Annotated in this window: 23 protein-coding genes; 9 read left to right on the top strand and 14 right to left on the bottom strand. The window is 41.9% G+C overall.

Annotation, left to right across the window (positions count from 1 at the left end):
* The 4 genes from ACKTT2_RS31455 to def form a co-directional block, all read right to left on the bottom strand.
* Window positions 1-2002, bottom strand: a 2002-nt coding sequence (locus tag ACKTT2_RS31455; protein ID WP_407894128.1) for a heavy metal translocating P-type ATPase, incomplete at its 3' end; no start/stop codon positions are given.
* 127 nt (window positions 2003-2129) lie between these two features.
* Window positions 2130-2477, bottom strand: a complete 348-nt coding sequence (locus ACKTT2_RS31450) for a hypothetical protein (RefSeq protein ID WP_407894126.1) — start codon at window positions 2475-2477, stop codon at window positions 2130-2132.
* Between the two features lie 486 nt (window positions 2478-2963).
* Entirely contained in the window at window positions 2964-3170 is a 207-nt protein-coding gene (locus tag ACKTT2_RS31445) for a hypothetical protein (protein ID WP_407894124.1), read from the bottom strand.
* A gap of 11 nt (window positions 3171-3181) precedes the next feature.
* Window positions 3182-3745 (bottom strand): peptide deformylase, encoded by a 564-nt coding sequence (gene def, locus ACKTT2_RS31440; RefSeq protein WP_407894122.1) that lies wholly within the window; start codon window positions 3743-3745, stop codon window positions 3182-3184.
* Between the two features lie 352 nt (window positions 3746-4097).
* Here def and ACKTT2_RS31435 point away from each other — a divergent pair, with 352 nt between their 5' ends.
* From ACKTT2_RS31435 to ACKTT2_RS31425, 3 genes are all read left to right on the top strand, one after another.
* On the top strand, window positions 4098-5000 hold the full coding sequence (locus tag ACKTT2_RS31435; protein ID WP_407894120.1) for a cell division protein FtsX: 903 nt from the start codon (window positions 4098-4100) through the stop codon (window positions 4998-5000).
* A 57-nt stretch (window positions 5001-5057) separates the two neighbouring features.
* Complete coding sequence (locus ACKTT2_RS31430; protein ID WP_407894118.1) at window positions 5058-5864, top strand: DUF3598 family protein; 807 nt, start codon at window positions 5058-5060, stop codon at window positions 5862-5864.
* 127 nt (window positions 5865-5991) lie between these two features.
* On the top strand, window positions 5992-6750 hold the full coding sequence (locus ACKTT2_RS31425) for a hypothetical protein (protein ID WP_407894116.1): 759 nt from the start codon (window positions 5992-5994) through the stop codon (window positions 6748-6750).
* Window positions 6751-6947: 197 nt separating this feature from the next.
* Here the strand turns inward: ACKTT2_RS31425 and ACKTT2_RS31420 are convergent, their stop codons facing one another.
* Together ACKTT2_RS31420 and aat are read right to left on the bottom strand one after the other, a co-directional pair.
* On the bottom strand, window positions 6948-7811 hold the full coding sequence (locus ACKTT2_RS31420) for an alpha/beta fold hydrolase (protein WP_407894114.1): 864 nt from the start codon (window positions 7809-7811) through the stop codon (window positions 6948-6950).
* A 5-nt stretch (window positions 7812-7816) separates the two neighbouring features.
* A complete protein-coding gene (gene aat / locus ACKTT2_RS31415; RefSeq protein WP_407894112.1) occupies window positions 7817-8392 on the bottom strand; it encodes a leucyl/phenylalanyl-tRNA--protein transferase in 576 nt (191 codons plus the stop codon).
* A 101-nt stretch (window positions 8393-8493) separates the two neighbouring features.
* On the opposite strand from aat, the gene ACKTT2_RS31410 reads away from it, so the two are divergent.
* Window positions 8494-8823: a DUF8822 family protein gene (locus ACKTT2_RS31410; protein WP_407894110.1), complete on the top strand. Its 330-nt coding sequence runs from the start codon at window positions 8494-8496 to the stop codon at window positions 8821-8823.
* Window positions 8824-8895: 72 nt separating this feature from the next.
* Here the strand turns inward: ACKTT2_RS31410 and rpsN are convergent, their stop codons facing one another.
* The 5 genes from rpsN to ACKTT2_RS31385 all read right to left on the bottom strand — a co-directional run bounded on the left by rpsN (window position 8896) and on the right by ACKTT2_RS31385 (window position 13436).
* Complete coding sequence (gene rpsN / locus ACKTT2_RS31405) at window positions 8896-9198, bottom strand: 30S ribosomal protein S14 (protein ID WP_407894108.1); 303 nt, start codon at window positions 9196-9198, stop codon at window positions 8896-8898.
* A 283-nt stretch (window positions 9199-9481) separates the two neighbouring features.
* Window positions 9482-10165, bottom strand: a complete 684-nt coding sequence (nth, locus tag ACKTT2_RS31400; protein ID WP_407894106.1) for an endonuclease III — start codon at window positions 10163-10165, stop codon at window positions 9482-9484.
* A complete protein-coding gene (gene rseP, locus ACKTT2_RS31395; RefSeq protein WP_407894104.1) occupies window positions 10141-11238 on the bottom strand; it encodes an RIP metalloprotease RseP in 1098 nt (365 codons plus the stop codon). The genes nth and rseP overlap by 25 nt, the downstream gene beginning before the upstream one ends.
* Window positions 11239-11474: 236 nt before the next feature.
* Window positions 11475-12755 (bottom strand): serine--tRNA ligase, encoded by a 1281-nt coding sequence (gene serS, locus ACKTT2_RS31390; protein ID WP_407894102.1) that lies wholly within the window; start codon window positions 12753-12755, stop codon window positions 11475-11477.
* 114 nt (window positions 12756-12869) lie between these two features.
* Entirely contained in the window at window positions 12870-13436 is a 567-nt protein-coding gene (locus ACKTT2_RS31385; RefSeq protein WP_407894100.1) for a DUF3611 family protein, read from the bottom strand.
* Window positions 13437-14545: 1109 nt separating this feature from the next.
* Here ACKTT2_RS31385 and ACKTT2_RS31380 point away from each other — a divergent pair.
* The 3 genes from ACKTT2_RS31380 (at window position 14546) to ACKTT2_RS31370 (ending at window position 16124) form a co-directional block, all read left to right on the top strand.
* Window positions 14546-14908 (top strand): PadR family transcriptional regulator, encoded by a 363-nt coding sequence (locus ACKTT2_RS31380; RefSeq protein ID WP_407894098.1) that lies wholly within the window; start codon window positions 14546-14548, stop codon window positions 14906-14908.
* A 216-nt stretch (window positions 14909-15124) separates the two neighbouring features.
* A complete protein-coding gene (locus tag ACKTT2_RS31375; protein ID WP_407894096.1) occupies window positions 15125-15664 on the top strand; it encodes a cofactor assembly of complex C subunit B in 540 nt (179 codons plus the stop codon).
* A gap of 208 nt (window positions 15665-15872) precedes the next feature.
* The gene (locus ACKTT2_RS31370) at window positions 15873-16124 is read left to right on the top strand and encodes a hypothetical protein (protein WP_407894094.1); all 252 of its coding nucleotides are present in this window, start codon (window positions 15873-15875) and stop codon (window positions 16122-16124) included.
* Between the two features lie 337 nt (window positions 16125-16461).
* Here the strand turns inward: ACKTT2_RS31370 and ACKTT2_RS31365 are convergent, their stop codons facing one another.
* The gene (locus tag ACKTT2_RS31365) at window positions 16462-16779 is read right to left on the bottom strand and encodes a DUF3155 domain-containing protein (protein WP_407894092.1); all 318 of its coding nucleotides are present in this window, start codon (window positions 16777-16779) and stop codon (window positions 16462-16464) included.
* Window positions 16780-17095: 316 nt separating this feature from the next.
* Here ACKTT2_RS31365 and ACKTT2_RS31360 point away from each other — a divergent pair, with 316 nt between their 5' ends.
* Complete coding sequence (locus ACKTT2_RS31360; RefSeq protein WP_407894090.1) at window positions 17096-18520, top strand: sensor histidine kinase; 1425 nt, start codon at window positions 17096-17098, stop codon at window positions 18518-18520.
* A 35-nt stretch (window positions 18521-18555) separates the two neighbouring features.
* On the opposite strand, the gene ACKTT2_RS31355 is transcribed toward ACKTT2_RS31360, so the two are convergent.
* A complete protein-coding gene (locus tag ACKTT2_RS31355) occupies window positions 18556-19800 on the bottom strand; it encodes an S-layer homology domain-containing protein (protein WP_407894088.1) in 1245 nt (414 codons plus the stop codon).
* Between the two features lie 803 nt (window positions 19801-20603).
* Complete coding sequence (locus tag ACKTT2_RS31350; protein WP_407894086.1) at window positions 20604-21332, bottom strand: conjugal transfer protein TrbI; 729 nt, start codon at window positions 21330-21332, stop codon at window positions 20604-20606.
* 109 nt (window positions 21333-21441) lie between these two features.
* Here ACKTT2_RS31350 and ACKTT2_RS31345 point away from each other — a divergent pair, with 109 nt between their 5' ends.
* Window positions 21442-21594 (top strand): hypothetical protein, encoded by a 153-nt coding sequence (locus tag ACKTT2_RS31345; protein ID WP_407894084.1) that lies wholly within the window; start codon window positions 21442-21444, stop codon window positions 21592-21594.
* Window positions 21595-21979: the final 385 nt, after the last annotated feature.

Here is a 21979-nt window from a genome sequence, read left to right as displayed (position 1 = left end):
GAGCTAAAGCGGGTGCATCATTAATACCATCACCAACCATTGCGACAATCTTAGATTTTGGATTTTGGATTTTGGATTTTGGATTAGCGATCGCTCCTGCTCCTCTACTGTTGTACTGTTCTGCTTGCAATAACTTAATCGCCACCGCCTTTCGATCGGGACGAACTTCTGCTAAGACTCTTTTAATACCAACTTCACGGGCAATACTTTCTGCAGTGCGGCGGTTATCGCCTGTGAGCATGACAACTTCTAAACCGAGTTTTTGCAACGCTTTTACTGCTTGGGTGGAAGTGGGTTTAATGGCATCAGAAATACCCATCACTCCTTTGATTTCGCCATCAACTGCCAACCAAACTGCTGTTTTACCTAAGTATTCTAAGCGTTCTTTGTCTTGTTGCAAAGCTTGAGTGTTAATACTTAACTCTTCCATCCAGTGTTGCGTACCAATTTGGACGAGATGGTTAGAAACAATCCCTTGTACGCCACTACCTGCAACGGCTTCAAAATTTCTAACATCTGCTAATGGCACTTCCTGAGATTGGGCGTATCTGACTACTGCTTCTGCCAACGGGTGTTCGGAATTGCGTTCTACAGAGGCGGCTAGTTGTATCAGCTTTATTTCGTTACTGTTTAGCGTACCGTCAACTGTCAGAAAATCTGTAACTGTCGGTTTACCTTGAGTAATTGTACCTGTCTTATCCAATACAATTGTTTGAATTTTGTGTGCTATTTCTAAGCTTTCGGCTCCCTTAATTAAAATGCCGTTTTCTGCGCCTTTACCCGTACTTACCATGACTGAGGTTGGTGTGGCTAAACCCAAGGCACAAGGACAAGCGATAATTAACACCCCAACTGTAGTAGTGAGTGCTAGGGTGACATTACCCATGATGTTATACCAAATAATAAAGGTGAGGATAGCGATCGCGATCGTCGCCGGAACAAACCACCCAGTCACTTGGTCTGCGAGTCTTTGAATGGGAGCTTTCGAGCCTTGAGCCTGCTGTACTAATTGGACAATCTGCGCCAGTACAGTATCCTTACCAACTCTTGTCGCCCGAAACTTAAAACTTCCTGTTTTGTTGATAGTTGCTCCGATGACTTCATCCCCTGGTTGTTTTTTCACGGGTATACTTTCACCTGTCACCATCGCTTCATCAACTGTGGATGTCCCATTCACGACTTCGCCATCAACAGGAATTTTCTCCCCAGGACGAACCAGCACTACATCACCGATTTCTACTTCCTCGATAGGTACATCTATTTCTCGTCCGTTACGAATCAACCGTGCTGTTTTCGCTTGCAAACCAATCAGGTTGCGGATAGCTTCTGAAGTTTGTCCTTTGGCGCGATTCTCAAACAGCCGCCCTAACAAAATTAAAGTAATTACGATTGCCGCAGTTTCGTAATACACATCAGGTATCAATCCCTGACTAATGAAAAAGTTAGGAAACAAAGTGACAAATAGGGAATAGAAATATGCTGCACTAGTACCTGAAGCAATCAAGGTATCCATTGTGGCAGCATGACGTTTAAAAGCTTTCCAGGTATTGACGTAAAAAGAGCGACCACACCAGAACTGTACGGGAGTGGTAAGGACTAATTGCAGCCAAGGGTTATGCAACCATGTAGGAATAAAAGGTAGGTGTAAGCCTGTCATCATTGGTAGTGAGCCAATCGCAAGCACAGTACTAATGATGCCTCCTATTGTCACCTTTCGTAACAAATTGCGAGATTCTTTCTGGCGATCTCTTTTTTCTTCATCATCTTCGCCCGCCATCAGATTTTGTTTTTGGAGGGGATAGGCAGAATAACCTGCTGCATCCACTGCATCCTTGATGGCTTGTAAATCAGTTTTTCTGGGGTCATAATCAACTGTTGCTCGTTCTGCCCCAAAGTTCACACTACATTCGTTTACACCAGGGACAGAACTGATGGCATCTTCAATGCTTCTAGCACAGGAGGCGCAACTCATACCCCGCAGCTTAAGTGTGGCATTCTCCATTTGACTGCTCCCAAGATCGAGAGGTGTTCAAGACTAATTTCATCTTGAATCCTCCAGTTGACTGGAGTGTCAAGGGGGTAGAGAAAAAAAATTGGAATTTGTTACAAGCTACATCCGCACTCTGCCTTCAGGAAAGTGGAATATATGGTGGTGCGATCGCTTTTTGACAATTCACTACAGTCTTTAGTATCTCTAAATTGAGACTAAAACCTTTAGTGGCAAATTTTTCTGTGTGAGTTCCTCGTAATTTAAAAAAAGTTAAATATTTTTGAGCTAATTGATTATCTAATTTGGCACAAACTGTAATTAAATCTACAGCTAATAAATCCAAAATAGTATCGTGTTCCCAATCTGGAAGAGACTCTAAACCCAACCAACTAGCCACGACTTTTGAAGGAAAAAATCCATAGCCGTTGAAAAAAATGTAGGCAAAACTCACTTGTTTACCCACTTCACTGATATCTGTGTTGTTCATAAAATTTATAAAATTGTCACAATGAAATATTTATTACAAAAAATTTTGTTAGTGAATATAATAACTTTTTATATAAAAATTAAATTGTATTATAAGGTACAAGAATTAGGAATGGCTCCCTTTTCGCTCTAAAATTCTATAGCGGTTTTCAGTTGGGTGCAATACATTAAATGATTTAGGAACCGCAGCCTGTAGCAGATGGACGCAGATAAATCTGTACTTTATTCAACTGACAACTGCTATATTCATCTTGTAGGGTGGGCAATGCCCACCATTAAATATTGGTGAGTATTGCCCACCCTACACTCATGGGTAATCTTCTGGCGGGAAAAGAGTAAGGATAAAGTATGAAAATAAATCTCACCATAAAACAATGAGTAGAGTGAGCTTTGCCCACTCTACTCATTATTCAAAAACATCTGGAACTCAAAGGAAACAAGAAACTCCCTGTTCCCTGTTCCCGATTCCCTTTTTTATACCAGATGCTTATTTGATATTTGCTCTAGCATCCTTAACTGCAGCAACAAAAAATAATCCTGTAAGTGGAATGCTAAGTGCCAAGATAATCGCAGTTGTCTGAGTGCCTAAATCTGGTTGTCCAGAAGAGAGTTCAAAAATCGAACCAACCGCCGCAATGGCTGCAATACAAGAACCTGCTAGAAACAAACCACTTTTTGGAGTTATTACGTTCACTGTCAATCCACCTATGCTACTGGTTTTACTGCTTGGTGCGAAAAGCCATACTTAGATAACTCTTGTGCTAAAGCCAAAGAATTTTCTACTCTGTCTACAAATACTACCCCGTTCAGGTGATCTATTTCATGCTGAATGCATCGTCCGAGTAAATCTCCGGCTTTTAGCGACTGGGGACGCCCGTTTTCATCTTTATAAGAGATTTCTACTACTTGGGGACGCTTTACATCAAGGTATACTCCTGGTATACTCAAGCATCCTTCTTGAGCAACACACAAATCGCGACTAACTTTTTTGATGGTGGGGTTAATTAATACTAAGGGGGGATTGGCTGGGTTTTCTGGATCGCTGTCAATTACAATCAGTTGCTTGTGGATTCCTACTTGGGGTGCTGCTAAACCAATGCCATCTTTGCTGTACATGGTTTGTAGCATTTCGCGTATGAGTTGGCGGAGTTCATCATCAACTTTGGAGATTCGCTTTGCGGGTTGACGGAGGACGCGATCGCCCAAATAATGCATTTCTAATGGTGGATTTTGTAACTTTTTCTTTTCTACAGCAATTTCTATAGGCATAATCTTGTAACTCGCTTATCTTGGGTAGGTCTTATAAGTTCAGAGGCGCAACAAACAGCGTCTCAACTCATCTTAACAATTTCAGATGCTTCTTTATAATGGGTAAAACCCATTATAAAGAAGCGATCGCCGTACCGATCCATAGGATTCCTATTTGATTTTTGAAACATACGTAGGGTGGGCAATGACCACCCTACAAGGCTTTTGCGCGGCATAGCCCTACCTACAATACTTAAAAATTTTTATCAATCATTTATGATTTCTATATTAGCGTACACCTCTGTTTGCAAAACACCCAAATTGCGAGTATAAGAGATGATTATTTCTCCTTGCAAAAACACTGGGGCTTGACGTGCTGAAATTCTTCACTAAATTTGACTACCTACTTAAAGAGACTTTTCTCGGTTTACGACGTGGCGGATGGATGAACTGGGCTGCTGTGAGTACCGTCACGGTGTTGTTGTTTTTATTTGGCATGAGCTTGCAAACGTCTTGGCAGTTAGAAAAATTACTTAACCAATTTGGCAGCCAACTAGAAGTATCAGTTTACCTCGAACCGAGTGCGCGGGTGGAAACAATCGAACCATTCGTAACCAAAATGCCAGAAGTAGCGGGTATCCAGACGATTACAAAAGAGCAAGCTTGGACTAAGTTAGTTAAAGAATTAGGTATCTCTAATATTGATAGTGCAACTCAGCAGCTTGGTGATAATCCTTTGGTTGATGAGTTAAAAGTCAAGGCGCAAAACTCTTCTGTTGTCCCAATTTTAGCGACACAACTGGCTAAATTACAGGGAGTTGATACGGTGCAGTATGTAGATGAAGCTTTGAAACGCATTGCTCAGCTGCATCAAGGTTTAAATTGGGTTTCCTTCGCTATTACCATTATCCTTACGTTGACAGCAATTGCCGTTACTTCCACGACTATTCGCCTCATTGTTATAGCACGACGGCGAGAAATTGAAATCATGCAACTCGTAGGGGCGACTTCAGCTTGGATTTATTTGCCATTTGTACTACAGGGAATTGTTTTTGGTATTCTAGGAGGTGCGATCGCTTGGGGATTTATTAGCTGTCTTCAACAGTTTCTCAGTCGTTGGTTAGTCAACCAACCGGAATTTATTCAGTTTCTCACCAACGGTTTGCAACTGAATGTGTTGCAAACTCTGTTATTACCCATCATTCTCTTGAGTTTTGGTGCTGTAGTAGGATTATTAGGAAGTGTCTTTGCTGTTCGTCGATTTGCCAGAAGTTGAACTTTTGGTGAATGAAAGATTTATGCTTAGATGTATTGCTTCTTTTACCTCTCAACTATGAACTCGCAATGGACAGCCCTGCTAAAAAATATAGGCGAATGGCAAGGCTCATTTACTCGCCTCTCTTCTTTGGGTGAAATTTTAGAAGATACCCCAAGTGTAGTTTCTCTAGAAGGGCTAGATGATAACAAAAAAATTCGTCAAACAATTCGTTTGGGAGGAAGCGAGAAAGTCTTAGAATACAGCTCGCTTGCACGAAGTGTACTATTTTTTGATAATGGTGCGTTTTCTCAAGGTTCAATTCAACTAGCACCATTTTCTGAATTTGGTGCAGAATTTGGTTTTATTTATGAAAATCAACGCTTGCGTCTCGTTCAGTTATTTGATAAGAATTTTCAATTAGATAAATTAACCTTAATTAGAGAACACCTAGCAGGAACTCAACCACCGCAAAAGCCTTCTTTTACAGTGGAAGATTTACTTGGAGAATGGCTTGGCGAAGCAGTGACAATTTATCCCGATTGGCGTTCTCCTGACAGTTTTTCTACAAAAATGCAACTCCAGATAGATGGGAATGGAAGACTTACCCAGAACTTGACTTTTGATGGGCGCACAATTTCCTCAACAGCTACTATTAAAAATTCTATTATCCACTTTGACCAAGACCCTCAAAAACAGGTACAAGTTTTGCTTTTACCAAATGGTGCATCAGCAACATCACCGCTTAAACTGTCAATGCGTCAGCCGTTTTTCCTTGAAGTTGGTTGGCTCATTCAACCAGGTTTGCGCCAACGGATGATTCGCAGCTATAGCGACAAAGGAGATTGGATAAGTCTGACTTTGGTGACAGAGCAAAAGATTTGATCCAAGAAGCAAGAAAAATAGGTCTAAAGACGAACACCAAGCTTAAGTATAGCTTGGTGTTCGTCTTTGGGGACTTTCAGCATCGCTCCTTGTAAAAAAAATTTTCTGTTTAGAGCAGATAAAACTGATGACTATCGATCCAGAAAAACGTAGTCAAGAACTAATCGAAATCATTGACGAGCAATTCCACAAAATGGCAAACTGCTTGGAACTACTAGAGAGTAAGCTCTTGGATAAAAAATCAAAGCATAACTTAGACTCAAAAGACTCCCAAGGTAGTCCTACAAAGGATGTAGCAATAGTTATCGGTGATAACTTGGATTCTGAGGAGATAGAGTCTTTGCGTGAGGAAGTAGAGTTTTTGCATGAATTGGTGGATAGTCTAAACTTACTTCTGCTTTACAAAGAGCAGGAACTGCAAGAGATAGCATCAGAATTGGAGGAGATAAACTGTGACAATATGACTGCGTTTATTACACAGCCGTATGCGTACCTAACACTTGAAGATGCTAAAAAACTGGCGTCTACACTTTTAACAAGTAAAAAATCTGCCAATGCCTCTCTAGCTGAGTTACTGACTACTATCTATGGCTCAAAAGTTAACCCAGATGAATTGAACCCAATAGACGAGTTAAGTACAAAAGTCAATTCTTTCAACTATAATGCCTTTGATGAGATTATTGCTAGATCGCAGGAACTTAAAGCTCAGTCAAAACAGCTTCGTGCAACATATCATGAGATGGGATCGCGCTTTATTACCTTCAAAGCTCATTATGCAAAACTAGAACTACAATGGACTAATTTCAGAGCAACAAAGAAAAAAAATCAGATCGATTCTAATAACTTTAAGATAAGTGAAATTTACACCAATTTACCAATGGATTAACTATTATATAACGATCGCATACGGCAATTAGGTTTTGATAGCAGGAGAAATCATTGACTTATGAAAACAGCAGAGATTAGCGAGCTCGATGCTTTTTGGTCTGAACACGCTTAAAGTCAAGAGCCAATTGTTTTGACTCGAAACGGTTAACCTATGGCAGCATTAGTTCCCATCGAAGGAGTCGATATGGAGACAAACTATAGACCTTTGCTATGCAGCCAATTGATAAACAGGTCAGCAATAGCTAAGTTACCGTGTTCAAGCATTTGCATATGACCGTGACCAGGGAGTCCAACTTCCGGAAGCCAAATAAAATCACCCCGGAAGTATTTTGCAGTTTCTGCATCTACTTCATGAGGATGACGCGGGTCTTGGTCGCCTGTAATCACACATATGGGTATATCAAATAGGATTTGAGGGTCGCAAATATAAAGCCCTCGTCCTTCAACATTTCTGCGCTGGTTGCTAATTCGCGCACTCTCAGCGACTAAACTGCAAAAGTAATTCTCAAATGTCTCTTGCGGAAAAGTATCTGAGTTGGTGAAGTACTTTTTAGTATCTTCACGCGACTGGATACGTGGACGGTCTTCGGGAAAAGCCTCATGAGAGTCAAGGGTGATGACTGGTAATAGATCGGCTGGTGGTCCTGGTGCAATGCCTACAATAGCTTTAACAAGTTTGGGATGAGTTTGTGCCGTCTGCCAACCAACGACACCAGACATACTGTGGGTAAGAATGACAGCCGGATCAATCTGTTGGAGTAGTGCCACAGTAGCATCAATTACCCGTTGATATGGCATTGTGGGAAAATTTGGGACAAAGCCAGATCGACCATGCCCTGGCCAGTCAACAATGTAGGTTTTCCAGCCTTGTTCTGCCAGATATACTGCCCAACCTTGGCGATTATCAGGTGTTTTGATAAAACAACTACCCGTATGAAAGCCACCATGTAAAAGCACAATAGGAACTAATTTTTGGTCTTGACTCGGTAGGTAATATTGAACGTACATTTGGTACGGAATATCACCAACAAAGAATTCAGTTTCAGTGTATGAATTCATGATTCTCAATTATTCAAAGAACACCTTCGTCGCAAAGCTTTTTCAAGCAACACCTGATATTCATCATCATTGATGTGGTAAGCCCCAAACCTTTCCAAGTGGGGATTCATCATTTGAGCATCAAATAATACGAACTGTCTTTCTCGCAATCTCTCGACTAACTTTACCATTGCCACTTTCGATCCTTCGGGAATGCGGTAAAACATTGACTCTCCAATAAAAGCACCCCCAATAACAATTCCCAAAATACCTCCTGCTAGTTCGTCCCCTTGCCAAGTTTCAAAACTATACGCCCATCCCGCTTGGTAAAGTTCCCAATAAATCTCTTTTAACTCTGGCGAAATCCATGTTGTTTCTCTATCAGCACAGCTTGCTACAACAGATTTGAAATCGCGGTTAATTGCAATGCTGAAACGTTCTTGATTCAACACTCGCTTTAAAGACTTGGGGTAGCGGAATCTCTCATCTAAAGGAATGAGAGTGCGATCGCGACTTCCATACCAACCCAATACATTATCCTCATCAGCCATGAGAAAATAGCCTTGGGCGTAACCTTGAACGATAGTGGCGATATCATACATAAATCAGTGACCAGTAATCAGTGACCAGTGACCAGTGACAAGTAACCAGGAGCACTTTCGACTAGTTAACTTTAAATTATGCCGATTTGACCGATAAAGATATGAACGAATCAATTCCACCTATCACTTTACCACCTGCTCAAAATCCCGTACTTGAGGGAGAGTGGTTGCAACTTCGCTTGCATCGGTGGTTAGATGAAGAATTTATCCCAGAACCAGTGAATCAAAAAATTGCCCAAAGAGCTGCACAAATCTTTGTGCGTCAGCGAATGGAAGGGGAAAACGACTTGGGTTCTCTAGTAATTGCCATTGTTACAGAGATGCAATCGTTTGACTTTTCCAAAAGTTTTTACGGAGAGTTTGCTATTGCTAACGCCGTCAGCGATTTACTGTTGGAAAGTTTGGGCATTGATAAATGTTGCGGACAGTAGGATTTTTGTCATTGGTCATTAGTCATTGGTCATTAATTAGAGGACAAATGACTAATGACTAATGACAAATGACTACCAGCTAGACTTAACCACTCCAGGCAAAAGACCTTCGTGCGCCCATTCCCGAAGAACGTTCCGAGATAGTCCAAAGTCACGGTAAACGCCTCTTGAACGACCTGTTAACCAGCAGCGATTGCGGCGGCGGGTAGGTGCGCTATTACGGGGAAGTTGTTGAATTTGTCGATGAATCTCTAACTTGTCTAGAGGAGATTCTGCCTCTCTAAATTCTTCTAGCAACGCTTCTCTCTTAGCAGCGTACTTTTGTACCAACTTAGCGCGTTTTTTCTCGCGCTCAATCATGCTCTTTTTTGCCATATAACTTGGTAATTTCCTTTTTGGACAGCATTCTCCATTTTATATAATTACATAAATAATAGCTAATTTATTACTCGTGTTTTGTATCTGTACTATAAATAACACAATCGACAGTAAGATTCCTGATTTTTTTGAGGCGGAGCCTCTTCAAGGCATTCCCAGGCAGAGCCTGGGAACGAGGTTAAGGCAGAGCCTGGGAACGAGGTCTGGTCACTGGTCACTGGTGAGTCCAGCCCCTACGGCGGGAGACCCGCCGTAGGGGACTGGCGAACCCGAAGGGTCACTAGTCACTGGTCACTACAGAAGAAGGGCAGAGATCGGAGAGTTCGCAAGCCTCACAGGCGGGCGATCTCGCTTTACAGATGGCGCGACCATGATAAATGAGCCGAATAGACCAATTTTCCCAGTCTGGTTGAGGTAACAAACTCATTAAATCTCGTTCAATACGAATGGGAGCGGAATGTTCGGTTAAACCCAAGCGTTGACTGAGACGCTGAACATGAGTATCAACTGTTACACCAGAATTGATTCCATAAGCATGAGAGAGGACGACATTTGCTGTCTTGCGAGCAACACCGGAAAGTTTTAGTAAATCCTCCATTCGCTTTGGCACTTGCGAACCAAATTCGCTCACGATTGTTTGGCAAGCGGATTTAATGTTCTTTGCCTTATTGCGATAAAACCCAGTGGAACGTACCAAATTTTCCAATTCTGCCAAGTCAGCATTTGCCAAGCTCGCTGCATCAGGAAATTTATTAAACAAAGCTGGTGTCACTTGATTCACTCGCTCATCAGTACATTGAGCGGAGAGGATAGTCGCTACAAGCAGTTGTACTGGGCTTGCATAGTTGAGAGAACAGGTAGCGTCAGGATAAAGGCGCTTCAGTCGAACGAGAATTTCTATGGCTCGTTGTTTCTTTGACGATCGTTTGCGGATACCAATCACTGGAATAACTTTTGCACCCACTCCAATTGGGTAGTTTCTTTAAGTATGAGAAAAATGCCTAATCCCAAAAGTAACACCAAACCAGTTTGCATCACACCTTCTTGAATGCGATTGGGTAAGGGTTTACCTCGCAAACCTTCAACTAGGAGAAAAGCGAGTTGTCCGCCATCCAAAGCTGGTAAAGGCAATATATTGATAATAGCCAGGTTAATACTGATGAGAGCAGCAAAGAAGAACAAACTGCCTGTATCATTTTGAGCAATATTAGCCCCTATTTCTACAATCTTCACAGGTCCAGCAACTTGATTTGCGGTTTCCCGAAAGTTTGTAATGAGCTGCCCAAAACCCAGGAATGTCATGGAAACAATTCGTTGAAATTCAGCCGCACCAATACTCAAAGCTTTTATTGGATTGCTGACGCGACGACGCTCAACTCTACCATTAGGAGAAAGTTCTACACCAATGGTGCCATCCCCATTTGCATTGGCTTCAGGAACAACAGTTAACGAGATGGTTGTGTCATCACGTACAACTTTTAATTGGATTGGCTTTCCTGCATGAGTTTTAATAATGTTTCTTAAAGCCTCGATCTCGTGGAGTGACGTTTCAAATTCTTTGTTATCGGCTGCTATTATGACATCTTTTGGCTCAAGTCCGGCTTGTGCTGCCACAGAACTCACCTTTGGTGCCAGTTGTTGAATTAAAACCCCAGGTTGAGTTGCTTGTGCTGTACCAATAACACAAACCTGTGTCACAAGGAGGAGGTAGGCAAATAATAAATTGGCTATGACTCCCGCACTAATCACAATCGCCCTATCTAAAACCGGACGGTTACGCATCAGATTTGGATCGTTAGGTGGAATAGTGCTATCCGGATCGTCGTCAGGAAAACCGACAAAACCACCCAATGGAATAGCACGGATAGCATATTCAGTCTCCACTCCTTGATATTTCCAAACAATCGGACCAAAGCCTAAAGAGAAACGGTTGACGTGAATTCCCTGAGACCTCGCTGCAATGAAATGTCCGAACTCGTGTACCAAGATTAAAACAGCTAAGACTGCGATCGCCGCTAATGCCGCAAAAAATGACATAAATGATAAATGAACTGATTCAGCTACTTCTATTTTATGCTAACGGTTAATGCTAATAGCTAATAGAACTCTCACCAATTAGCCCACCATTCCATTCAATGTTGGTGGGTTAATGGAACTCTTACCAATTAGTAGGTAGGGCATTGCCCACCATTCCATTCAATGTTGGTGGGCAATGCCCTACCTACGTATTTGGGTAATATAGCTGGCGGTTCGGGAGTAACTACCAACCCTTATTACAATATCTCTCGTCGCAAGTAAGGCTGTAGCGCTTCTGGTATTCTAACTGTTCCATCTTCTTGTTGGTAGTTTTCCAAAATCGCTGCCATTGTCCGTCCTACTGCCAATCCCGAACCATTGAGAGTGTGAACGAATTGAGTTCCTTTTTTCCCGCTTTCTTTAAAGCGAATATCACCTCGTCGTGCTTGGTAATCCAAGATATTTGAACAACTAGAAATTTCCCGGTACTTACCAGAAGAAGGAAGCCAAACCTCTAAGTCATAGGTTTTGGCAGAGTGAAATCCTAAATCTCCAGTACATAAGGATATAACTCGGTATGGCAACTGCAAAGCTTGTAAAATAGCTTCAGCATTCTCCACCATTTTTTCCAGTTCCTCACTAGAGGTACTGGGATGGACGAATTTAACCATTTCAACTTTATTAAATTGATGCAGTCGAATTAATCCTCGCATATCTCGCCCATAACTACCTGCTTCTCGACGAAAACAGGGAGTATAAGCACAGTGGTATATGGGGAGTTGTTCTCCATTAATAATTTCACCGCGATAGAGATTGGTGACCGGGACTTCTGCTGTGGGAACTAACCACAGATCGTCGGCTTCACACTTAAAGCTTTCTTCAGCAAACTTAGGTAATTGCCCGGTAGCTGTCATAGAATCGCTATTGACCAGAATAGGAGGCATGATTTCCACATACCCAGCTGCTATCTGGCGATCGAGCATAAATTGAATTAAGGCTCTTTCCAGTGCTGCACCAGCGCCGACTAAGGTAACAAAGCGGCTTTGTGCGACTTTTACAGCCCGTTCGGTGTTAAAAATCCCTAACTTTTCGCCAATTTCCCAATGAGGAAGAATATTTTGGTTTTTGGGAAGGTATTCATCGCCCCATCGCCGGACTTCAACGTTTTCTTCCTCATTCTTACCAACAGGTGTAGAATCGCTAGGTAAGTTGGGTATCGACAGTAAATATTCTTTAATTTTGACTGACAGTTCTTTTTCCTGGGGTTCTATTGTCCCAAGTTCTGCTTTGATTGAACTGCCTTCGTCTCTAAGACCTTTAATTTCCGCTCCTTTCGGGTCGCTACCTACTTTTATCTTTTCTGGAATCAGCTTAGCAATTTCATTACTTCGTGCTTGGAGTTGATTTCGCTTAGCTTCTAATGCGCGTTGCTGTGTATCTAACTCGATAAGCGGTTGAATATCGTAGTTTCCACCACGAGTTGCCAACTTTTCCTGCACTAATTGTGGATTTTCCCGTATTTGCCTAATGTCTAACACAGATTTTTCTCAATTTTGAATAGTCACTGGTCACTGGTCACTGGTCACTGGTGAGTCCAGTCCTGTAGGCGGGTCTCCCGCCGTAGGGAACTGGCGAACCCGGAGGGTCACTGGTCACTGTGGTTTAGAAAGACGGTGCAGTAGCCAAATGGAAGAAACAAGCCCTGCAAAATGTGCTGTTACCGTATTGGTATTTGCTTGTACGACAAAGATATCTATAGGTTGAATGATTCGGTTTGGGTCAATTTGAGTGTAGACTCCAACTCCAAATTGCGGCAATGTTAATGATTTAACAATCAATGTACCTGCGATCGCTTGCGCTCCTAAAAGAGTTAGCAGCATTCCTGCTAGATGCACCACGAGTGCAAACTGTAAGACTTTAACTGTTTCAATTTTTCGAGGACGGTTGTTAGCATTGGAAGAGTCCAATCCCCTACCAATCCTAGTGTAACGGAAGGCTAAATATATTCCCACACCTAGGGTAATGAGTCCAGCAACTGCAAAAAAAGCACCAAATCCTGTTCCTGGATTATTAGTATTGGTTCCTCCTCTGCTAAAAACAATTGCACTTAGCAAAATCCCGCTAGAGACAATGCCTAGTACTAACTGAGTCCAAAAGCTAATCCAACCTATCAGGCGAAACGCTTGAGCGATCGCCCGGATTGCAGAAACGTCTGACATACTTAACATCACCAATATCCTGGGCGCTTGTTCAATTTAGCATGAACTTCTCCCAGTATTTATACTTATTTTTTACATAACTTAATGTACGCGGGTTATTTTACAGGTCTTACTGCCTCCGATGCCATGCGATTACCTAAACACGTAGGAGAGCCACCCGAAGAGCGCGGGTTCCCCCGCGACTGCTAGGAGTGGCGTTAGGCAGTGCCACTGATAGCGAATGGTGGGCAGTGCTCACCCTACAAAGATCGGTAATTTTAGAGCAGAAAGGAAGTAATAGGTCGTTCCTCACCGTTCCCTTCTTGTTGAAACCATTATGAAGGAATGGGAAGGTATTTCCCTTACCTCTCACCTTTTTCTCAAAAGAAAAATGTTAATTATTTAATATCCTATGTTACAGTAAAAAATAATATTTCAAAAAACTTAGAGAACTGCTTGATTTTTTAGAACTTAAGCAGTTGCACTGTTGTTATTGAGCAAGAGTTCATTCATTTTCCAACAAATAAAGACATACAAAGACATACTTCGAGCCAAAACTTGCGAGGAAAGAGGAGTGCTTTCTTCAGAAAGCTACACGTTTTCAGCATCAAACTGATTAGTATTGGCTCGCTTGGTATCTCCATCATACTGACATTTTTGTAGAATAACTATATAGACAGAATGCGTATCCCAAACAAACTTAAGTGTATCTACTGTTTGTCAACCTTCTTTAATGAAAACTATATCTAATCTTTAGCATTACCCCCGGATAATTACTGTCCGACAAAGTTTTGATTAAGTTGTTCATCAAAAATGCAATTTCACTTTAAAATTGCTTAGGCGGTACTTTATGCTTAAGCAGTTTTTACGCCATCTGCATCAACCTAAATCGAGAATAGCTGCTGTGCTGTTTTCGAATAGCTCCTCAACAAAACGCCAAAAACTTGGGTAGGGGTATCAACTTGTATACCTCTATAAATGGCGCATCCATCTTACGACTTATTACTGTTTGTTCTTTGGTATTACAGCCTAAGTAACACAATATTCTTAAAATTTTCGGGGTAGCATCACAGACACCCATGTGGGATTAGAAGCTTGGCCCTTAGGCATTTATTAGCCATTTACTAACCATGAAACTTGAGGATATATATAAATTCTTTGAAAATCCTCCGCCAACGTATCTCTGTCAAGAATTAGCTATTTGCTACATCTTGTACGTTTTACTACAAGGAGAATCCTACGGAACAGAGTTGATCCAACGGCTAGAAACTGAATATCCGACTTACAGGCTTTCTGATACTGTACTTTACAGTGCAATTAAGTTTCTTGAAGACCAGAAGGCAATCACCGGATATTGGAAAAAACTTGAAGGACGCGGACGTCCAAGGAGAATGTACCAAGTTTCGCCAGAGTGGCATTCGCAAGCTGCAAGTTTAGCTCGTTTATGGCACAAATACATACATGAGAGAACAAATCAATTAGTTAATAGTTAGTAGTTAGTGGTTAGTAGGGGCGCGGCGGCCTTGCGCCCGTACCTAGTAGTTAGTAAGGGCGAGGCGACCTTGTGCCCGTACCTAGTCTAATGCTTTGCATTCACACGTATTTACTAGTATTACTAATCACGATCAACACTGATGTTATGTTACTTGCGCTTAGTTACTTGATAATGAATAAGTCCCCTCCAACTTAAAAGTAACAATTACCAATTTATGGATACTGCCATTCTGCCATCCACGTTACTGTTGACCTTACTACTATCTGTCGGGCTATTTTTCTTCATTCGCGCCTCGACCAAAGACCGTATGGAAACAGCACACCTGGTTTCAGAACAAGATGAAAATACTTTAATGCCTCTATTAAGGGATTATTTTCAATCGCGGTCTTACCGAGTGGCAGCGGTAGACTCAGAACAAAACCAAGTGACTTTTGAAGGTTACGTTAGACCTAGCTGGTTTTTAGCTATATTTTTAACGCTTTTAGCTGCTACAGGTATTCTTTGCCTATCGCTAGTCTTATCTTTTCTATTTCCTAACCTCAGTAGAGTTCTTCCAGGAATGGTACTGCTTTCACCTTTAAGCGGTACTTTTTACTGGAAAAAAGCTAAAAAACTTGAGAAGGTTTCGTTGAAATTGGACCAGACCAACAATAACGAACACTTCTCAAGTAAAATCACTGTGGTAGCTCATCGAGACGAACTCATTGAGCTTCAACGGGCATTGAGTTTAAAAAATTGCCATGTAACTAAGTAGCCAAAAATGAGGATTATTTTGAGTAATTTGGGGTGAATCGGACTTAACCGCACCCCAAATTTACATTGTTGCTCATTTGAGCGCTCCCGAGCGGGGTATTGTTTGCCTTGACACTGCTTAAGAGCTTGTGAATAGGTTTTGGTGTTGCACTGTGTGACGCAGCCATGTTCCTAACCCGACGCTTGAAGCTGGCTAACTTCATTAAGTCATGACTCTTAAGCGGACCCAAACCCGGAACGGTGAGACCAGCGTACATGAGGTGGGTTTCCCACGCCCAGGCGACTGGCTATCCCGTTGGGGTAACTTTGAAACTAGTTCAAGGTTGAGTCATGGTGGAGTCAGTAAGTCGAATTGCTCCGATTTACTCTGGATTACTCCAGTTCACTTACTCCTCAGCCGTAGCTATACATCTAAGAGCGATCCTTCAAGAACGAGAGATGGACTTATAACAACCTTATAAAAAAAGAACTTAAAAGAGGGTATAAACGTTTTCTGTGTCAAGCATTCTCCCTGCATACTGTTGGGAGAAATTACATAGCTCGTAAAGAGCACAATCTATGGTTTGCTGCAATCGATAAACGTTCATCTTCCTCTCTTAATCCGCTCTTGCACGCAGAATCAACTCTTTAGACAAACAGATAGTTTGATTGGAGTTGATTGTTCAAATTAGACTTGCTCCTCACTGGCAAATGAGCCATATCCTTAAAAAAACATGAAACTTTTGAATATACCCAGCATTTTTGCCAGTTAATGGTTGTCATGAGTCCAACACAAATTCTATGATAGCCATTGATGGTTCAGCGACTGGCAACAGCTACTGGTTCTTGTCCCTGAGAAGGTTCTAACGTTCTCAGGCTGGGAAATAAGAAATGGTTTTCTTCAACGTATTGAGCACCAAACAGACCTTTCTCAGCCCAGAAGTAACGGTCTGTAGTGTGTTCGTTTCGCTTCACGAGTAGCAACGCAGGTGGCAAGATCCCCTCAGCTTGAATAAACCTTCTTGCTGCTGTCACAGGTTTCTCTTCGCCGCTTTCGATGCTATATTGAGGCACGTGTTCCAGAATTCGTCGTCCTTCTTGACGACGACGGCTCTTCCTTTTTCTTCTCCTTGCCAACCTTCTTTCCTCCTCTTGAAAGCTATAGATTATTGTAGTGATAGCTACAAAATCCGTCGTAATTATAAAAGTTCTAGTTCAAAATTTCAAGAGTTGTTAACCTTTTGATACAAGAAAGATAATTTCGCTAGTAGCAGAAAATATACACTCAGTAAAAAGTGTACCTCTTTGGAACGAGCTAGGATAGATTGGATTGAGTTAAGCTTTGTTAATAAAGAGTTTTTTTCAGTACCGTTTGTTACCTTTGCCACTATCCACTGTACGGGCGCAAGGTCTTGCGCCCCTACCCCCGCACCCCTACCCCCCAACCAAAGTAATGTCAACGTCTACCAGTTCTGAGTTTGTTGCTCTATGTCGAGAGCAAATGGCACTGCTAGCCCAAGGGTTAGGAGCATCATTGAGTGTCGTTTATTTAACACAAGAATTGGTAGAGGCTTCAACGACACAAGAGGCAAAGCTAATTCCTGTAGTGTTTTATCCAGAGACAGCAGTGGAAAGACAACAAGATAATGCTTTCGTCTTACCTATGTCTATTTCCATCCCCGATAGGGTTTCTTATAATTCAGCTTTGACTGTTATAGAAAGAATTCCCAATTCTTCTAAAGGCAATGGCCGAAAATTGGGAGAAGCCCAAAAAAATCAGAAGTTATTGAAAGCGGCAGAAGAATTTCCAGCAACCACACGAGAAAATGCAACAACTGAGGCTACAGAGTCCCATTCCTCAGAAGAATATTTTGTAGGCGGCGATCGAATTGTCTTGCCACTGATTAATCAGGATATGATGTTAGGTCTACTAGTGACAGTTAGGGAAGATCGGGAATGGAATGAGCACGAAAGAAGAGAAATCGATCGCATCGCTCAAACACTATCGCTCGCTTGTGTTATAGATAGACAAAGAGCATGGTTGGAGGAGCAGTTACACCAACACCAAATTCTGCAAGAAAAGCAGCAAGATTTGCTAGATAATTTACTCCACCAACTACGCAATCCATTGACTGCATTGCGAACCTTTGGCAAACTGCTTCTCAAGCGATTGCGTCCGGGCGATGTCAACCAAGATGTGGCAAACAGTATAGTGCGAGAGAGCGATCGCCTTAAAGAATTGTTACAAAAATTTGACGAAGTTATAGATTTAACAGCAGAAGATTTAAGACCAGTGGCATTACCGGGAAAAGAAGTGTATGTCGAAGCCAACGTGCAAAAAGAGCCAAAAGCCCCACTGCTGCTTCCCGGTACGGGAGAGAAAGAAATCGACTGTTCGATAGAGAGTATTTTAGAACCATTATTAGTTTCTGCCAGTGCAATTGCTCAAGAAAGAAATTTACAATTGGTAGTAGAAATTCCTCCTCGGTTACCTTTTGTGCGTGTTAACCGCAAGTCACTCGAAGAAGTCTTAAGCAATATTATCGATAATGCCTTGAAGTACACTCCTTCAGGTGGCAAGATTTTAATCCAAGCAGGGCAAGAGAAACCATCATTCCAAGGAATTGCCGTTAGCGATACGGGACCTGGTATTCCCTCCCAAGATTTAGAACATTTAGGTGAAAGATATTATCGAGGAGTACAAGCCCAGACACAAATTCCTGGGACGGGATTGGGATTATCGATTGCCAAACAACTCATAGAACAAATGCAGGGCGAAATCCAAGTTTTCAGCCCTGCGTTAAACTCCGCTATTACATCCCTTGATACACGTGGAACTACTGTTATTGTTTGGTTACCAGTGACCAGTGACCAGTGACCAGTGACCAGTGACCAGTGACCAGTGACCAGTGATTATCTGAGAGAAATTTGTAAATTTCTTTCTACTGTCATTTGTAAGTCTGTATCTGGGTTAATAACAACCAAGTCAACACTCTTCTTACCAAAGAATAGACCGAGTAAGCCACCAATTGCTGCACCGCCTAAAACTTCTTCTGTAGCAATAGCGCGATCGCCTGTGACGGCTGATACTGCTGCGGCTGCACCCGCACCGAGTGCCGCATTTTTCACAACTGCTTTTGCGCTCGTTCCTTTCTTGATAGTTTCAGTCTTGCTAATCACTTCAGAAGTTGCACTCAATTGATATTCTTGACCATTAGTCAGAACAAGTTTTTCAGCTACGAATTGAGAACCGTTTTTCGCTGGTTTGAGTTTACCAATAACTTGACTACCTGCAGGAATCACTAAAGTTCCTCTATCGGTGACTACATTTTGCCCAACAGTTAAGGTTAAAGGTGCTGTTTCGTCCTTGGTAACAAGAATTTTTTCCGCCTTGTCGTATTTCACGGGAATAACGGTTCCTTCAGGAATGGTCACCGCTACGGGTGTGGGTGGAGTTGTATTGCCAACTGCTACGACATAGGGCGAATTAATGGCTGAAACTTTACCAGTGCTGACTAGCGCTTGATAGATAAAAGCTGCTACCTGTGCTCGTGTTGCTACTGCTTGTGGTTGCAACGATCTTACGTTGGGATAGTTAACAACCAAACGCTTTTCCGTTGCAGCCGCAACAGGAGTGCGAGCATAGCTAGAAATATTGTCGGCGTCATTGTAGTACTGCAAAGTGCTTTCAGTACTGTTGTTAGCAACATAGTCCAAACCGTTAGCCAAAGAAACTAGTACCTGCTGACGGGGAATATTTTGGTTAGGCTCAAAACGATTACCGGGGTAACCAGATAAGAAACCTGTTGTATAGGCTTCATTAATTGCCATGTATGCCCAGTAATTGCTTGGCACATCATAGAATCGAACTGCCTGCCGTTCTGCTGATTTTTGAAAAGCTTTACGGAGCATGGCTGCAAATTGAGCGCGTGTGACTGCCTGATCTGGACGGAAGGTACCATCAGGAAATCCAGCAATGACACCGCGCTGTGCTAGTTCTTGAATGAATGGAGATGCCCAATAGTTATGTGAAACGTCTGAAAAGTTTGTTTGCGCTAAAGAGGCTGTAGGTGTAATTAAAGGTGCGATTGTGCCTGCTGTAATACCTAATGTCATGAATGCAGCACATCCAGCCTGCCAACGAGTCTGACCAAACATTTTATTTCTGCTCCCCAACCTTTTTGGTTTTTCTGTTAGTTAATTAGACATTTTTCGATTTCACAAGTTCCAGTTTTGAGTTATCAGTTATAATTTAATAGTTGTTGAAACGGTAGAATCTATTAATAATTTTTCACCCATGAAAATTTGACAATTACTGATAACTTCTAACCAGATAATTATGTGTTTTTAATTCATAATTCATAGTCATTCATTTGATTACGAATTACGACTTACGAATTATTTAGACGCTATCCTGACAAAATAGTTGCACAAAAATTAAAAATACGTAGATGCACTAGTACAATCATTTTGGCTCTAGTAGGGTGGGAGCATCCCGTTTTGGCAAAAGCCTGCAAGAATAGAATTCTGGGGCTAGACAAACAAAGTCCCTTCGGGTATCTCAGAGCCGGAGACGCTTCGCGATGCCGAAGGCTATGTCCGCCAGGGCTATACGCCAGTCGCCAGGGCGCGGAAAACCCTCATAGGCGCACTGGTCTCACCGCCTCATGCACGCTGGACTCACCACCTACGTGGACTTTTATATTAAGTCCGCGTAGGCGGACTTTGTTTGTATAGATGCGATTACGAACATCGCCTTAGTATTTTTTCCAAATTGGGATGCTCCCAGTAGGGTGGGCACTGCCCACCATATAATACTTTTGTGCGGTATAGCCCTACCTACGGTTATTTCAAAAATCAAACAAGAGTCCTATATAAAAAAGTCAAGCGATCGCAAACCTGTAATTTAGGTGCGATCGCATTTCTCATGATGAAATTCACGGACTTAAATGGAGTTAAGTCTAGTAGTTGTTGTAGCGACCGTTGTTGTAACGGTCATCGTTGTAGCCATCGTTGTTGTAACGGTTATTACGAGATAATTGTAAATTAGAACGTAGGGTCAGATCTAAATCTCCTTCTTGGGGTTCAACAACAACAACTTCGACTTCCTTCTTCCGCAACAAAGCACTAGCTACAGCACCAGCACCAGCACCAATTATAGGTTCTAGGGCTTCAATTCTGTTGTTACCTGTTAGTAGTGAAATGACGCTAGCTGCACCCGCACCAATAGCAGCACCTTCAAGAATTTTTCCAGTACTAGCTCCTTTCTTGATTTTTTCCGTTCTCGTAATCACTTGAGAAGTTGCATTGATCGATTGGCGATCGCCATTAGGCAACACCAACTCTTGTGCTTCAAATCGGCTACCTTTTCGAGATCTTGTGCTAGCTGGTTGCATTTGTCCAACAATTTCAGTTCCTTCAGGAATTAAAGTATAACCAGAGCGATCGACAATATTTTTTGCTACCTTAAGAGTAATAGGTGCTTTCTCTTCAAGAGTGACCACAATTTTCTCTTTACCGTAGGTAGTAGGAATAACAACTCCTTCAGGAATAGAAACAGAGCGAGAATTATTGCGTATTATTTGTGCATTAGCAGGAGCCAAAGCAAACATAGGTGCAATAGCACCTGTTGTAATAGCCACTGCCATCATTGCGGCGGCTCCAGATTTCCAATTAATAAAACGAGTCATAAAGCAGAGTCCTGTCATGTCTTGTTAGTTTCTATGACGTGTTGCCACTGAGATTGTTTCTGAGCTTTTTCCAACCTATCTCTAGGCATATTCCGAGAATTTATTCACTATGACACGGGAAGAATATGCAATTGTTCCACGTTATTCTTTTTGTAACGTTAAATTGTACAAACGAACAGTAACGCAAGATGTAAATGACGTAATTTATATGAAACTGTTCCTAGCGATCGTTATTGATATTTCCGTTCGCAGACGTTCGTAAAAATTCACTTTCTTGTAAAATTGAGGCAGAAAACCACGTAATAACTATTTAACGGAACCAACATGAAGAACGATATAGCGATTCTCACTTGAATGAAGTATAGATTTATCTACTATGGGCTGCGTGCATCTGCGGTTCCATAACTTTTTTATGTATTGCACCAATTGAAAAGCACTATATCTTAATTGGAAAAACAATCCGGTAGTTCACCTTTAGTTAAAGAATAAGCGAAAGCTGAGTTTTGGTTACTTAGATCTTGCTCCACATCCTTTCTTAAGAATTTTCAAGAAACAAATTATCTATCTTGTGGGACGGGCGTCCCCGCCCGTCCTATATTTAGTGGCGGGCGGGGACGCCCGCACCACAAGAAATGTTGGGATATTTT

Origin of the sequence: Scytonema hankhaensis NUACC26, from assembly GCF_045865695.1 — a bacterium.
GTDB lineage: Bacteria > Cyanobacteriota > Cyanobacteriia > Cyanobacteriales > Nostocaceae > Scytonema.
Note: the sequence above shows the minus strand (reverse complement) of the source record. Positions and strands in the feature narration are given on the sequence as shown.